Origin of the sequence: Pseudoalteromonas sp. Hal040 (assembly GCF_037162425.1) — a bacterium.
Lineage (GTDB): Bacteria > Pseudomonadota > Gammaproteobacteria > Enterobacterales > Alteromonadaceae > Pseudoalteromonas > Pseudoalteromonas gelatinilytica.
In genome coordinates this window covers 3,340,335-3,354,421 of sequence record NZ_JARLUU010000001.1, presented here as the reverse complement: position 1 = coordinate 3,354,421, position 14,087 = coordinate 3,340,335, and the positions used below count along the sequence as shown (strand labels likewise).

Annotated in this window: 13 protein-coding genes and 2 pseudogenes; 12 read left to right on the top strand and 3 right to left on the bottom strand. The window is 42.2% G+C overall.

The window, feature by feature from the left end; genetic code table 11:
* The 11 genes and pseudogenes from P4S60_RS15595 to P4S60_RS15545 all read left to right on the top strand — a co-directional run bounded on the left by P4S60_RS15595 (position 1) and on the right by P4S60_RS15545 (position 10,812).
* Positions 1 to 990, top strand: a complete 990-nt coding sequence (locus P4S60_RS15595) for a COX15/CtaA family protein (RefSeq protein ID WP_337116540.1) — start codon at positions 1 to 3, stop codon at positions 988 to 990.
* A 9-nt stretch (positions 991 to 999) separates the two neighbouring features.
* Entirely contained in the window at positions 1,000 to 1,908 is a 909-nt protein-coding gene (gene cyoE / locus P4S60_RS15590; RefSeq protein ID WP_337116539.1) for a heme o synthase, read from the top strand.
* Positions 1,905 to 2,522: an SCO family protein gene (locus P4S60_RS15585; protein ID WP_337116538.1), complete on the top strand. Its 618-nt coding sequence runs from the start codon at positions 1,905 to 1,907 to the stop codon at positions 2,520 to 2,522. Before cyoE ends, P4S60_RS15585 begins: the two co-directional genes overlap by 4 nt.
* 169 nt (positions 2,523 to 2,691) lie before the next feature.
* Positions 2,692 to 2,964, top strand: a complete 273-nt coding sequence (locus P4S60_RS15580; RefSeq protein ID WP_063702448.1) for an STAS domain-containing protein — start codon at positions 2,692 to 2,694, stop codon at positions 2,962 to 2,964.
* 9 nt (positions 2,965 to 2,973) lie between these two features.
* Entirely contained in the window at positions 2,974 to 3,336 is a 363-nt protein-coding gene (locus P4S60_RS15575; protein WP_063702446.1) for a response regulator, read from the top strand.
* 15 nt (positions 3,337 to 3,351) lie between these two features.
* A complete protein-coding gene (locus P4S60_RS15570) occupies positions 3,352 to 5,433 on the top strand; it encodes a chemotaxis protein CheA (protein WP_337116537.1) in 2,082 nt (693 codons plus the stop codon).
* On the top strand, positions 5,430 to 5,915 hold the full coding sequence (locus P4S60_RS15565) for a chemotaxis protein CheW (protein WP_337116536.1): 486 nt from the start codon (positions 5,430 to 5,432) through the stop codon (positions 5,913 to 5,915). The genes P4S60_RS15570 and P4S60_RS15565 overlap by 4 nt, the downstream gene beginning before the upstream one ends.
* Before the next feature lie 29 nt (positions 5,916 to 5,944).
* Positions 5,945 to 8,273: pseudogene (locus P4S60_RS15560) on the top strand (methyl-accepting chemotaxis protein).
* A 64-nt stretch (positions 8,274 to 8,337) separates the two neighbouring features.
* Positions 8,338 to 9,156 carry a CheR family methyltransferase gene (locus P4S60_RS15555; RefSeq protein ID WP_337116535.1) on the top strand — a complete coding sequence of 273 codons (819 nt, stop codon included), beginning with the start codon at positions 8,338 to 8,340 and terminating at the stop codon, positions 9,154 to 9,156.
* A complete protein-coding gene (cheD, locus tag P4S60_RS15550) occupies positions 9,153 to 9,770 on the top strand; it encodes a chemoreceptor glutamine deamidase CheD (protein ID WP_337116534.1) in 618 nt (205 codons plus the stop codon). The genes P4S60_RS15555 and cheD overlap by 4 nt, the downstream gene beginning before the upstream one ends.
* 8 nt (positions 9,771 to 9,778) lie before the next feature.
* Positions 9,779 to 10,812, top strand: a pseudogene (locus tag P4S60_RS15545) (protein-glutamate methylesterase/protein-glutamine glutaminase).
* Here P4S60_RS15545 and P4S60_RS15540 read toward each other — a convergent pair.
* Positions 10,799 to 11,830, bottom strand: a complete 1,032-nt coding sequence (locus tag P4S60_RS15540) for a polysaccharide deacetylase family protein (RefSeq protein ID WP_337116533.1) — start codon at positions 11,828 to 11,830, stop codon at positions 10,799 to 10,801. The pseudogene P4S60_RS15545 and the gene P4S60_RS15540 sit on opposite strands and share 14 nt — an antisense overlap.
* Here P4S60_RS15540 and dinF point away from each other — a divergent pair.
* Entirely contained in the window at positions 11,807 to 13,141 is a 1,335-nt protein-coding gene (gene dinF, locus P4S60_RS15535) for an MATE family efflux transporter DinF (RefSeq protein ID WP_337116532.1), read from the top strand. The genes P4S60_RS15540 and dinF overlap by 24 nt on opposite strands.
* A 15-nt stretch (positions 13,142 to 13,156) precedes the next feature.
* On the opposite strand, the gene P4S60_RS15530 is transcribed toward dinF, so the two are convergent.
* Positions 13,157 to 13,426: a hypothetical protein gene (locus P4S60_RS15530; protein WP_337116531.1), complete on the bottom strand. Its 270-nt coding sequence runs from the start codon at positions 13,424 to 13,426 to the stop codon at positions 13,157 to 13,159.
* 12 nt (positions 13,427 to 13,438) lie between these two features.
* Positions 13,439 to 14,014 carry a Fe-S biogenesis protein NfuA gene (gene nfuA / locus P4S60_RS15525; RefSeq protein WP_063702428.1) on the bottom strand — a complete coding sequence of 192 codons (576 nt, stop codon included), beginning with the start codon at positions 14,012 to 14,014 and terminating at the stop codon, positions 13,439 to 13,441.
* Between the last annotated feature and the right edge of the window lie 73 nt (positions 14,015 to 14,087).

Sequence of the window (14,087 nt, the reverse complement as noted above, 5' to 3'; positions counted from 1 at the left end):
ATGTATAAAAATTATAAATACCTTGTCTTAATTACGTGTTTCTTCTCAATTCTGGTTGTGGGGCTTGGTGCTTACACTCGTCTCAGTGATGCAGGGCTTGGTTGTCCTGATTGGCCAGGTTGCTACGGTTTTTTGACTGTACCAAAACATGAAAGTGCTTTATTACATGTTGAACAAAACTACCCTGATATGATGTTTGAAGCCGCAAAAGCGTGGAAAGAAATGATCCATCGCTATTTTGCCGGTGCCCTCGGTTTACTTATTTTAGCCTTGTTTGTTTTTGCCTGGTTAAAACGCCAATACCCAGCAACACCGGTTAAACTGCCTTTAGCACTTTTATTGTTGGTTGTGTTTCAGGCTGCTCTAGGAATGTGGACAGTAACCATGAACCTTCAGCCCTTGGTTGTTATGGGGCACTTGCTTGGCGGCTTTAGTATTTTATCTTTGGTGTTTCTGCTGTATTTACGCCTCACTACAGAGCCTATTGCAAGTCGTGATAGCGGTGCAAAGCCCTATTATCGTTTAGCTCTGGTGGGGTTGGTGGTACTTGTGCTGCAAATCGCCTTGGGTGGTTGGCTTGCTGCAAATTATGCTGCTCCACACTGTAATGGTTTACCGCTGTGTAGCTACGGGCAACCGTTTTCTTTAAAGAGCGTGTTTCAATTACCGCTTGAGCATAGTACCTATGAATATGGCGTGTTATCGCAGCAAGCGCGTATGTCTATTCATCTGCTACACCGTATTTGGGCACTGGTTACCTGTGTGGTATTAGCGTTAATCATGTGGCGCATTTATTCACGATGTTACGCACGAAAAATTAAGCACTGCACGGTAACGGTCTTAGTCGCTTTGCTATGCCAAATTTGTTTAGGCCTTGCAGTTGTGCATTGGCATTTCCCGTTAGGTGTTGCGCTTGCACATAATTTAATGGCAGCACTATTACTGCTTAGCATGGTACGACTATGCTTCCACTTAAAAGTAAGAACCTAGGAGGCTGTGATGGCACTATTACTAAGTACAGAAAAGTCTTTTTTGAGCCAAAGTTCAGAATTACTGAAAGATTATTTAGCGATCAGTAAATTTAAAGTGGTGGCGATGCTCGTGCTAACGGCATGGGTTGGATTAGCTTTGGCGCCTGATGTTGGACGAGGCGTGTTTGTGCAGCTTGCAAGTTTGTTGGGTATTGGTTTGTTATCGGCCGCTGCTGCCGTGATCAATCATGTAGTAGATAGTGAAATCGACAGCAAAATGGCACGTACTCGACACCGTCCTGTGGCCAAAGGTCGGCTCAGTAAACAGCATGCATTGAGCTTTGCAGCTGTTATTGGCGTGCTAGGTTTCATTATGCTTATGGTGTGGGCTAATACACTCACGGCAATTCTGACTTTATTTGCACTCGTCGGCTATGCCTTTATATACACGTCGTTTTTAAAGCGTGCTACTCCACAAAATATTGTGATTGGGGGTTTAGCGGGTGCGATGCCGCCGCTGTTAGGGTGGGTGTCTGAAACAGGCCACATGGCTGCGGCTCCTTGGCTGTTAGTGATGATTATATTTACTTGGACTCCACCACACTTTTGGGCATTAGCGATTGCACGTAAAAGCGATTATGAGCGAGCAAAAATCCCTATGTTGCCTGTTACTCATGGTATTGAGTTTTGTAAAACCTGCGTTGTTGGCTACAGCATTTTGCTTGCTTTGGTATGTGTATTGCCTTATTTAATTGGTATGTCAGGGCTAATTTACTTACTAGGGGCAAGCGCTTTAAACGCGGTGTTCATTTATAAAGCACTAAAACTAAAAATTGCCCCAAAAGATGATACAGCAATGGACTTATTTCGTTTTTCAATCGTGCATTTAATGCTACTCTTTATCGCCTTATTCATTGATAAATGGTTAGTTTTATGACGCGAATCGTCGCTTTTTTATGTTTTAGTGCGGTATTGTTTGTAACCGGTTGTGGTAAAAACAACACCGCACCTGAAGTCGAAGCACTGGTTTATGAGCAAGCAAAGCCGATTAGTCCGTTTTTATTAACCGATCAACATGGTGAGCCTGCTGATAACAGCCAATTTATGGGGCATTGGAATTTAATCTTTTTAGGCTACACCAGTTGTCCAGATATTTGTCCGATGACGTTGGCTAAGCTAACTGCGGTGCAAAAGCAGCTAAGCCAAGACTATAAAGTGCAAGTGTGGTTTGTTGCAGTAGATCCAAAGCGTGATACAACCGAAAAGCGAAAAGCTTACATTGATTACTTTAACCCAGCGTTTCTTGCGGTATCAGGTCCACATAAACAGCTTTTTCCATTTGTTAGAGAGCTTGGCTTAATTTATGCGATTAACGACAGTGATGAGCAGGAATATGCCGTTGATCACAGTGCATCTGTGGTTATGGTTGATGGCGAAGGTGCGGTTCGTGCGATTTTTAAGCCTGAATTTAAACAAGGCAATGTGCCATTAATCAATGCCACAACTTTGACTGAAGAGTTCAAAAAAATAGCAGATTATTACACTGAGTAATTTTTCTTGGTAAGAGGAGTCATTTTCAATAAAAGAAATGCTTCCTTTTTTGATATAAATGGCTAAGCTACTAAAAAATTTTACTATTTTTTGATTCAAATTATGGCATTTTTATTTAGTCAGTCTAAGCTTTTGTTATGAATTGTTTAAAGCAGGGAAAGTATAAGTAATGTTAAAGCTCCCTACTGAATTAGCTATTACTCAGGTCGAAACACTCCATCAAGATTTGCTCCAAGAGTTGTCAGCAAATGATGATATCTGTCTGGATATCAGTGAAGTGACCCGTGCTGACACAGCATCAATTCAGCTTTTATGTGCATTACAGAAGCATTTGCTTTCGGTGCAACACAAAATTATTTGGGTTGGCGAGAGCAAGCCGTTGCAACAGGCAATTAATAGTTTGGGCTTGAGCCATTATCTTGTGCTTGAGAATGCCAATTAAGAGGTTTTTATGAAAAGAATTTTAGCAGTAGATGATTCTGCATCTATGCGCCAAATGGTTGGTTTTACGCTTAAAAAAGCAGGTTTTGATGTGACAGAAGCGAAAGACGGCAGTGAAGCATTAAATATTGCAAAACAACAAAGCTTTGATGCTGTTATTTCTGATGTGAATATGCCGGTAATGGATGGCATTACCCTTATTCGTGAATTACGTAGCTTACCTAATTATAAGTTCACACCTTTACTAATGCTGACCACAGAATCAGGACTAGATAAAAAGTCTGAAGGTAAAGCTGCTGGGGCTACGGGCTGGATTGTTAAACCATTTAATCCTGAGCAATTGTTAGCGGTATTGAAAAAAGTGATTCGCTAATAATAGGAGCGGGGCATGAGTATAGATCTAAGCCAATTTTTTGAGGTGTTCTTTGAAGAAAGCTTCGAAGGACTCGATGCTATGGAGGCTGAGTTATTAAACTTAGTGCCAGGCGAAGAAGACTTAGAGACCATAAATACAATTTTTCGCGCCGCGCATTCAATTAAAGGGGGTAGCGGTACTTTTGGTTTTAGTTCTGTTGCAGATTTTACTCATGTTCTCGAAACGCTGTTAGATCAAATCCGTGAAGGCTCCCGCGATCTTACTGCTGAGCATGTTAATTTACTCCTAAAATCAGTCGACTGTTTACGTGCGCTGCTTAGAGCTTTACAAGCTGAGCAGCAACCTGACCTAACAGAAGCAGATGAACTGCGCGTTAAGTTCGAAGAAATTCTCGGTATGCGTGCTGCAAGTAAAGCACCAGAGCAAGCACCAGAAACTGTTCGCGAAAGCAGTTTTAATACCTATCAAATCGATTTCAAACCACACCATCATTTATTTAAAACCGGTAATGAACCACTGTACATGATCAGTGAATTAGCGGAATTGGGTGAACTTGAAACACAAGCCTTTCAAGATGATGTGCCAGATATTACGAACCTCGCCCCTGAAGATTGTTTTCTGTCGTGGCGCTTTTTCTTAACCACAGACAAAGAACAAAGCTGCATCGAAGAAATTTTCGAATGGGTTGAAGATGACGCTGATATCACTATCACGCTATGCGGTGGTTTGTTTGGTGATGAAGAGGTTGCAGCTGTTGAAACTGTTGCTGAAGAGGTTGCGCCAGCGCAAGAGACTGAACCTGCAGCTGTTAAAGCAGCGACAGACCCTAAAAAGCCAGTGCCAGTTAAAGCTGCCACGGCTAATGCCGAATCAACTTCAATTAGGGTTGGTATCGACAAAGTTGATTCACTGATCAACATGGTGGGTGAATTAGTGATTACCCAAGCGATGTTAAGTCAATTGGGTGAGCAAGAGATCACTGAAGCAACCATCGCCTCGTTACAAGAAGGCTTAGCACAATTGGCACATAATACCCGTGACTTACAAGAAAATGTCATGCGTATCCGTATGTTGCCAATCAGCTTTGTGTTTAGTCGTTTTCCACGCTTAGTACGCGATATCTCGCAAAAGCTTGATAAACAAGTCGAGCTAAAGTTACTTGGTGAACAAACCGAATTAGATAAAACCGTGATGGAGAAGATCTCTGATCCTATGGTGCATCTAGTGAGAAATTCCCTAGACCATGGCTTAGAAACTGTTGATAAACGCGTTGCAGCGGGTAAAAACCCTGTTGGTACTGTGACTTTGAATGCGTTTCATCAAGGCGGCAATATTGTTATTGAGATTATGGACGATGGTCAGGGCCTTAATACCACTAAGATCCGTGAAAAGGCGATTAAAAACGGTCTAATTTCAGAAACTGATGAGTTGTCTGATAACGAAATCAATGAGCTTATTTTCTTACCAGGGTTTTCTACTGCTGACCAAGTCAGCGACTTATCGGGTCGTGGCGTGGGTATGGATGTAGTTAGGCGAAATATTGAAGCGCTAAGCGGCTCTGTTGAAGTGGCTTCTGCGCCTGGCGTTGGGTCGACATTTACAATTCGTCTACCGCTAACGCTGGCTATCTTAGATGGGCAATTAGTTCGGATTGCTGAGCACACTTATATCATTCCGCTGATTTCCATAATTGAGTCATTGCAAATCGATATTAGTAAAGTGAGTCGGGTAGGCAAAGACTTAGATGTGCTGCGCTTACGTGATGAATATATCCCTATCTTAAGGCTTTACAATATTTTCAATCATAAAGGGGCGATTGAAACGCTTGATAAAACCTTGTTGGTTGTCGTTGAAAGTGACAATCAAAAAGTAGGTTTATTAGTTGATGACTTATTGTCGCAACAGCAAGTAGTAATCAAAAGCTTAGAGGCCAATTATCAAAAAGTTGATGGTGTCTCAGGGGCGACAATTTTAGGTGATGGTCGTGTCTCATTGATTGTAGATATTAGTGGTTTGATCAAATTATCTGGACTTAGAAAGCCTGGGAGCCAGGAATTGATTATTGAATCAAAAGCAAATTTGGAGGCGTCATGATTGCACAGCACGACGACCTGCATCACAAGCTCAATCTTGAACAAGATCAAGATGTAAAACAGTTTTTAACCTTCTTCATGGCCGAAGAAGAGTACGGTGTTGATATTTTAACGGTGCAAGAAATTCGCAGTTGGGAAGAAATTACGGTGATCCCTAACTCACCGGATTTCGTCAAAGGGGTTATCAACCTGCGTGGCACCATAGTGCCGATTATTGATTTAAGGCTTCGTTTTGGTATTTCAGCCATCGAATACGGGCCGTTAACCGTTGTAATTGTTCTAAAAGTACAGCTTGAAAATACATGTAAAATTATGGGCATCGCCGTTGATGCCGTCTCGGATGTCTATAGCATTGCTGAGCATGAAGCGAAGGCAGTGCCACATTTGTCTGACTCAGACAACGCGCAATTTGTTGCGGGTTTAGTCAATGTGGGTGAGAAAATGGTCGCATTACTTGACCTACAAAAAACAATGGACATTTAACTGGGTAGATTAACAAGAAGGTGAAGGGTATGGGATGGTTTAGCAGTCCTAAAAATGTTGAGTCGGAAAATGATTTAGTTATTGCGGCACTTAAAAAGTCGCAAGCGATGATTGAGTTTCAACCGTCGGGGCAGATCATTACTGCCAATGCTAATTTCTTAAACACCATGGGTTACCGACTCGAAGAGATCCAAGGGCAACACCACTCTATGTTTGTTGCTGAACAAGAGTCGCAAAGCCCTGAGTATCAACAGTTTTGGCAACGATTACGCAGTGGTGAATTCTTTGTTGATGAATTTAAGCGTGTCGGTAAAAATGGCAAACAAGTTTGGATCCAAGGCACCTATAACCCAATTATTGATAGCAATGGTAATGTCACTAAAGTTATCAAATTTGCTACAGACATCACACCTCAAAAAGAACTTGAACGTCAGTCAAAACGTGATGCTGATTTATCAAATGCAGCTGCGCGTATGCCAAGCAAATGTGATGATTGCCGATAACGATTTAAAAATTATTTTCGTTAATGAGCAAGTAAAGCAAATGCTGCAAGCTCGTGAATCAACGCTACAAAAAGTGCTACCTAGCTTTTCTGTGGCAAATTTAGTGGGCACGTGTGTTGATGATTTTCATAAACAGCCATCGCATCAACGTGAATTACTAAAAACATTATCTGAACCATACAAAGCCACATTGCGTTTGGCAGGGCTTATTTTTAGCTTGATTGCGACACCTTGGGTGAGCGCATCTGGTAAGCGATTAGGCACTATTGTTGAGTGGCAAGATATCACTGATAGCGTAAATAAAGCTGAAGCGGAAAAACGTGAAGCAGAAGAAAATCTTCGTGTTCGACGCGCGTTAGATCGTGTGGCAACTAATACCATGATTGCTGATTCTGGCAATAACATTATTTACATGAACGAAGCGGTTCTGAACATGATGAAGATTGCTGAAAGTGATCTACGCAAAGATTTACCTAACTTCAACAGTAATAATCTAGTGGGTCAAAATATCGATGTATTCCACAAGAATCCAGCTCATCAACGCAATATGCTTGCTAAGCTAAGCAGTACTTACAGCACTGAAATTCAAGTTGGCGGTCGTACTTTTGGTTTGGTCGCAAACCCTATTTTTACCCCTGAGAACGAACGTATTGGTACGGTCGTTGAATGGGAAGACAGAACGGCTGAAGTGGCGATTGAAAAAGAAATTGCAGGTCTCGTTGCTGCTGCGGGGAGTGGTGACTTAGAAGCCCGTGTTGAAGAAGCGGGTAAACAAGGTTTCTTCTTACGTTTAGCACAGGGCTTAAATAGCCTTGTCAGCATCGTTGATGATGCAGTAAAAGACACAGGCAATATGCTTGATGCTATGGCGAACGGTGACTTATCAAAACGTATTGAGCAAGACTATCAAGGTTCATTCGATAAGCTAAAACGTGATGCAAATGCCACGGCTGATAAGCTTACGGAAGTAATTAATCGCATTAATACCTCAGCAACGCTGGTTGCCAGTGGTGCAGAAGAAATCTCACAAGGTAATGCTGATTTAAGTCAACGTACTGAAGAGCAGGCTTCATCACTTGAAGAAACAGCATCAAGCATGGAAGAGATGACCAGTACGGTTCGTCAAAATGCTGATAATGCAAAAGAAGTGAATGAACTTGCTGAAGAAACACGTACTAAAGCACAAAAAGGTGGTGAAGTTGTAAATCGCGCTGTAACCAGTATGTCGGCAATTAATGAATCAAGTAAGAAGATTGCCGACATCATCAGTGTTATTGATGAAATTGCCTTCCAAACAAATCTACTTGCATTGAATGCGGCAGTCGAAGCTGCACGAGCAGGTGAGCAAGGTCGTGGTTTCGCAGTTGTTGCAGGTGAGGTTCGTAACTTAGCGCAACGTTCAGCAGCCGCAGCAAAAGAAATCAAAGAATTGATCCGAGACAGTGTTGGAAAAGTTGAAGATGGTACATTACTAGTTAATGAATCAGGTTCAACATTACAAGAGATTGTCACTGCTGTACAAAAAGTAACAGCTATGATTTCTGATATTGCCCAAGCTTCTGAAGAGCAAAGCTCTGGTATTGAGCAGGTTAATAAAGCCATTGCCCAAATGGATGAAATGACCCAGCAAAATGCTGCTTTGGTTGAAGAAGCCTCTGCTGCAGGCGAATCAATGGCTGAGCAAGCAAATGATATGCGCCGCTTGTTAAACTTCTTCTCGTTATCAAATAACGAGATGGATATTACTAGCCGCGCAAGTTCAGCGCCTGCAGCTAAAAAGCCGAGCTCACCAGTGCGCTCAGCACCAAAAGGCAATAACTTTGTTGACCCTAGTGATGAGTGGGAAGAGTTTTAAACTCTTCCCCATTTAATTCTAACTAGTTAATTGCATCTAATGCTAAAGCTGCAGGGTCAGGCACATGAAAGAGTTTCTACTAACGGATAGTGACTTTAAAGCTATTTCCTCACAAGTGTACGATGCTTGCGGCATTGTCTTAGCTGAGCATAAACGCGAGATGGTTTACTCGCGTTTAGCAAGGCGAATACGCCACCATAAACTGAAGAACTTTAAAGAATATTTAGACTTTCTTGAAGAGAATAAAGAGCAAGAGTTTAGTGAGTTTATCAATGCTATTACCACTAACTTGACTTCTTTTTTTCGCGAGCCACATCATTTTAGTTATCTAAAAAATACCATAGTGCCAAAACTATTGGTCAGTAATGCCAAACAAAAGCGCGTACGGGTGTGGTCTGCTGGTTGTTCAACGGGCGAAGAGCCTTATACCATTGCCATGACATTAAGCGGTTTATTTCCATCTGATTGGGATGTGAAAATTTTAGCGACCGACTTAGATTCAAATGTACTTGCTAAAGCGCAAGGCGGCACCTATACCGCTGCCAATGTGAATGGTTTAGACCAAAGTCATTTGAAACGCTGGTTTTTAAAAAGCCACGATGGTCAGTTGTACAAAGTAAAACCTGAGCTGCAAAAGAATATTTTCTTTAAACGTCTAAACTTATTACAGAACTGGCCAATGCAAGGGCCTTTTGATGTTATTTTTTGCCGCAATGTAGTGATCTACTTTGATAAACCGACAAAAGATACTTTGTTTAAACGTTATTACGACATACTGACCGAGTCTGGTCACTTATTTTTAGGGCATTCAGAAACCCTCGGTAAGGATCACAAAGAGTTTAAGAATTTAGGCCAAACTATCTATCAAAAAGGTGGTCTATGAGTAGTCATTTTAAACCTGTACTTCCCGGTTTTGATCACGTTAAGCGGTTTTGGGATGGCAAGCGCCATAAAGTGGTTGCCAAAGTATTGCCGGGCGAGTTTTATGTTTCCAAGTCTGATGAACTAATTACAACGGTGCTAGGTTCATGTATTGCTGCGTGCATTTACGATGAAGGTCTAGGCATTGGTGGTATGAATCACTTTATGCTACCAACAGAAAAAGGCGTTGATCCTAGCAACGCACACAGCCTGAACTGCCGTTATGGTAACTGGGCAATGGAATACTTGATCAATGAAATCCTAAAAAATGGTGCTTCTAGACGCAATCTCAAAGTGAAACTGTTTGGCGGTGGCAAGATTATCCGTTCAATGACGGATATTGGTGTTGGCAACATTCGTTTTGCAAATGCCTATGTACTTGAAGAAGGTTTAGATTTAGTATCCCATGATGTTGGCGGACCTTGGCCACGTAAGGTGATGTTTGATCCGCAAACCGGCAAGGCTCAGGTCAAAAAAATGCGTGAATTGCACTCTGATAAACTTGAAAAACGTGAAATTAAATACTTACACGATATTGAGCAGCAAGATGCAGAAACGGATATTGAATTATTTTAGGAGAGCATATGATCAAAGTACTCATAGTTGATGATTCTGCTTTGATCCGTGGTTTACTCAAGGAAGTTCTCGAGCAAGCGCAAGACATTCAAGTCGTTGGTGCGGCAGAAGACCCTTATCAAGCCCGAGATTTAATTAAGCGCCTTAATCCCGATGTCTTAACACTGGATATCGAAATGCCAAAAATGGATGGATTAAGTTTTTTAAAAAACTTGATGCGCCTGCGACCTATGCCAGTGGTAATGATTTCAACACTGACTCAAAAGGCTCACCCATCACATTGGAAGCCCTTGAAATTGGTGCTGTTGATTTTATTGCTAAGCCAACCATCAATGTCACAGAAAACCTGCAACGCTATGCGCATTTGCTTCATCAAAAAGTTCGTACTGCCGCAGGTGCCAGAATACGCGCCTTTAAAGAATTAAAAGTTGAAGACGACAGCGCCTTAGCAACATTGCAATTTAAGGCCAATAGCGTACTAGCCATTGGGGCTTCAACGGGTGGCACCGAGGCAATTAAAGAAGTACTCGTGCGCATGCCAGAAAATTGTCCACCGATTGTGATTACTCAGCATATTCCGCCGGTTTTTAGTACCTCGTTTGCGATGCGCATGGATAGAACGTGCAAAATAAACGTTAAAGAAGCTGAACATGGCGATAAGCTGCAACCGGGATGGGCGTACATTGCACCGGGTGATCAGCATTTAAGTGTGGTGAAAAAAGCCGGAGGCCTGTTTTGCCAGCTTGATTCGAGTGAGTTGGTTAATCGCCATCGCCCAGCAGTCGATGTGCTATTTAACTCCCTCGTTGTTGCTTGCCCTAAAGCGACAGTAGCGGCGTTATTGACCGGTATGGGCAGTGATGGCGCACAAGGCTTATTGGCATTAAATCAAGCAGGAGCTTACACCATCGCGCAAGATGAATTATCGTCTGTGGTGTGGGGAATGCCAAAAGCCGCAGTAGAGCTCAATGCGGCTAATGAAGTGGTTCGCCTTGATAAAGTGACAGCACAAATGCTAAAACAAGCGGTTAAGGTACAATAACCCAAGGTTGTGAGAACCAGTAATAACTGCCTTTCTTCGCAATAGAAGGGGCCGTGCAGTTAAAGCGAGAGCGGCCTTTTTTCAGTTTTTCAGGTGAGGTGATCTTCACCGTATCTTTACTAATCCAGGTTAAATCAGCTTGACCAATGCCTGAGACGTAACAAGCAAACTGACTTTTATGAAAGTCCTGCATATCAAATTGCATCGTTAAACTTGGCGGGTTTTCGTCTGTCACGCTGTCTGAGTAGGTAAGCTGTTTGATAGTGAAGGCTTGAGAGTCGAGTTTAGTAGCAAGCGTATCAAGCTTTGAATAAAACCCTGATGCCGGAAAGCGTGGTAATCGAGTAAAGTCAGAATGGATACCTACAGCACCTGAATGCTGTCCGATGCCAACAAATCCAAGTGATTTAACTAACTGCTGCAATGAATTATTAAATTCGCCATAAGGGTAAGCAAGGTATTTGTAATCATGGCCAATTTCTTCTTTAATGCGCTGCTGGGCAGATAAAATGTCTTCCTTAGTACGAGCAAGCCATGCTTCTTCACTTTCGCCCGGCTGTTTGCGATGCAAATAATTATGAATTTGCGTGTGGTTGCTAATTAACGCCCTTTTATTTGCTAGCTCTTTTAATTGCTGCCACGTCATCACATAGCTTTTACCTTCATCAATAAGCTCAGGATTTACGAAAATAGTATACGGGTAGCCAAACTTTTCTAAGATAGGCGCTGCTTCTTCATAGTTATTTTTGTAACCATCGTCGAAGGTAATCGCGACGGTTTTATCTGTTAGCGGTTGGCCTGCTTGTAGTGAGGTAATAAGCTCGTTTAATGGTATAACCGTAAAATTGTGATCGTGTAAATATTGCATATGCTCAGTGAATGTTTCGCTGCTGACGCTGGTTACCGCTGGAAGGGTTTCACTGACATGATGATACTGTAGAATGACTGCGCCATGGGCACGCAAAGATAAACCTAACAGGACTGCAAATACTACATGAAACATTTTCTTAAACGTCATAAGGCACACCATAAAAGTTTACTGTTATTAGCCGGTCCGATGATTTTATCAAATATTACCGTGCCAATGTTAGGTTTAGTTGATACTGCTGTAATCGGCCACTTAGGAAGCGCGCACTATTTGGCTGGTATAGCGCTCGGTTCAGCAGTTATCTCGTTATTATTTTGGCTAGCGGGCTTTTTGCGCATGAGTACCACAGGCTTGGTTGCACAGGCTTATGGTAAACACGAGCACACCTTACTTGCCGAGCTATTAAAGCGCAGCTTGTTACTAGCGACAGCGGTTGCGCTGCTCTTAATTGCGCTGAGTATACCTATTCAATCCTTAATGGCATATTTATCAAATGCCAATGAAGCTGTTTTAGAACAAGCAAATAGCTATTTTTCGATTCGTATTTTTAGTGCACCTGCTGCTTTATGTAATTTGGTTTTACTTGGTTGGATGTTGGGGGTGCATTATGGTCGAGGGCCGTTTTATTTATTACTTATCACCAATATAACCAATATTGTACTAGATATTTATTTTGTGGTGTTTCTTGATTGGGGTGTGGCTGGAGCTGCGTGGGCGTCTTTAATTGCTGATTATATCGCCCTCGGTTTTGCACTTATGCTCGTTACTCAACTTGCGAAAAAACAAGGTGTTAACCTTGCCGTGAAAGCCTGGTTAAGTGTTGCTAAGTTGCTTGATTTAGTGAGCTTAAATCGCGACATTTTTATTCGCTCACTGGCACTCCAACTGTGTTTTAGCTTTATGACTTTTTATGGCGCGCGTATCGGTGAAACAACCTTAGCGGCTAATGCGGTATTGCTAAACTTTTTAATGTTGGTGAGCTTTGCACTTGATGGTATTGCTTATGCGAGTGAGGCAAAGGTTGGAAAGGCCAAAGGTGAACACAGTAGCCAACACATACAGTTATGGGTGAAATTAAGCCTGTTTTGGGGTGGGCTATTTGCGCTGTTTTATAGCCTTATATTTTTATTCTTTGGCGAGGCAATTATTTGCTTACTTACCGATGTGCCCGAAGTTATCAGCCTCGCAACGGTTTACCTGCCTTGGGTGATTATATTGCCTATTGCGGCGATGGGTTGTTTCTTATTTGATGGCGTATTTGTGGGATTAACCCGTGCTAAAGACATGCGTAATACTATGCTATTTAGTGCTCTAGTGGGCTTTTTTGGGCTGTTTTGGCTAGTGAGTAGTTGGCAAAATCATGGTTTATGGTTTGCGATGACGAGCTTTATGCTGATGCGCGGATTAACGCTGTGGTTTCGCTACCGTAGAATCGTCAACAACCAGCAATTATTAGAGTAAATTATCGCTGAAGATTTATTTCCAAAGATCGGGGTCGTGATCTTTTGGGGATGAGCGCTCTAAAACTTGTGCAAAACGGTTGGCAAAAATACCTAAATAGCCCCAACCTGCCAAGAATAAAGCGAGAGCTAAAATAATCAGGCCAATTAACTGAAATAGTGCAGGCCCATAGTAACCTATGGCAATAAAAATCACGGCCAGCACAAACAGTGCTAGGCCGCGAAGAAAGCGTTTTAAGCTTAATTTGGGGTCGCTACCTAAGCGAAATACCCACCTTTTAAGCATGCTTAGATACCGTTAGTAGTAAGAGTGCTCACCAGATTGGTGATCAGTAATGTCTCTTACACCATTGATTTCATCAAACTTGGCGATCATTTCTTTTTCGATGCCTTCTTTAAGCGTGACATCAATCATTGAACAACCGTTACAACCACCACCAAATTGCAGTACCGCGATACCGTCAGCTGTAATTTCTACTAGGCTAACTTGGCCGCCGTGGTTTGCAAGCTGTGGGTTCACTTCAGTTTCAAGCATGTGTTGTACACGCTCTTGTAGTGATGCATCGTCGCTCAATTTGCGTGCTTTTGCGTTTGGCGCTTTAAGCGTTAACTGAGTACCCATTTTGTCTGTTACAAAATCGATTTCAGCTTCTTCTAAGAAAGGGGCGCTTTCTGCATCAACAATGGCATCAAAACCATTAAATGGTAGACGAATATCAGTCGCTTCAACGGCGTCTTCTGGGCAGTAAGAAACACCACACTCAGCCTGCGAAGTACCTGGGTTTACTACAAACACACGGATGTTCGTTTGTTCAGCTTGGTCTGCTAAAAGTTTAGCAAAATGAGATTGTGCAGATTCAGAAATAGAGATCATAAAACGGACTATACTTGACTAAATTACTCGGATACTGCCTATCATACTCCGCTCATCGTGTTGTCGCCAGTGT

Bases quoted from the DNA above. Each gene is read 5' to 3' on its own strand.
- P4S60_RS15540 (WP_337116533.1), bottom strand. From the start codon at position 11,830: ATGACGTTTAAGAAAATGTTTCATGTAGTATTTGCAGTCCTGTTAGGT.
- nfuA (WP_063702428.1), bottom strand. From the start codon at position 14,014: ATGATCTCTATTTCTGAATCTGCACAATCTCATTTTGCTAAACTTTTA.
- P4S60_RS15570 (WP_337116537.1), top strand. From the start codon at position 3,352: ATGAGTATAGATCTAAGCCAATTTTTTGAGGTGTTCTTTGAAGAAAGC.
- cheD (WP_337116534.1), top strand. From the start codon at position 9,153: ATGAGTAGTCATTTTAAACCTGTACTTCCCGGTTTTGATCACGTTAAG.
- P4S60_RS15555 (WP_337116535.1), top strand. From the start codon at position 8,338: ATGAAAGAGTTTCTACTAACGGATAGTGACTTTAAAGCTATTTCCTCA.
- cyoE (WP_337116539.1), top strand. From the start codon at position 1,000: ATGGCACTATTACTAAGTACAGAAAAGTCTTTTTTGAGCCAAAGTTCA.
- P4S60_RS15585 (WP_337116538.1), top strand. From the start codon at position 1,905: ATGACGCGAATCGTCGCTTTTTTATGTTTTAGTGCGGTATTGTTTGTA.
- P4S60_RS15565 (WP_337116536.1), top strand. From the start codon at position 5,430: ATGATTGCACAGCACGACGACCTGCATCACAAGCTCAATCTTGAACAA.
- dinF (WP_337116532.1), top strand. From the start codon at position 11,807: ATGAAACATTTTCTTAAACGTCATAAGGCACACCATAAAAGTTTACTG.
- P4S60_RS15530 (WP_337116531.1), bottom strand. From the start codon at position 13,426: ATGCTTAAAAGGTGGGTATTTCGCTTAGGTAGCGACCCCAAATTAAGC.
- P4S60_RS15595 (WP_337116540.1), top strand. From the start codon at position 1: ATGTATAAAAATTATAAATACCTTGTCTTAATTACGTGTTTCTTCTCA.
- P4S60_RS15575 (WP_063702446.1), top strand. From the start codon at position 2,974: ATGAAAAGAATTTTAGCAGTAGATGATTCTGCATCTATGCGCCAAATG.
- P4S60_RS15580 (WP_063702448.1), top strand. From the start codon at position 2,692: ATGTTAAAGCTCCCTACTGAATTAGCTATTACTCAGGTCGAAACACTC.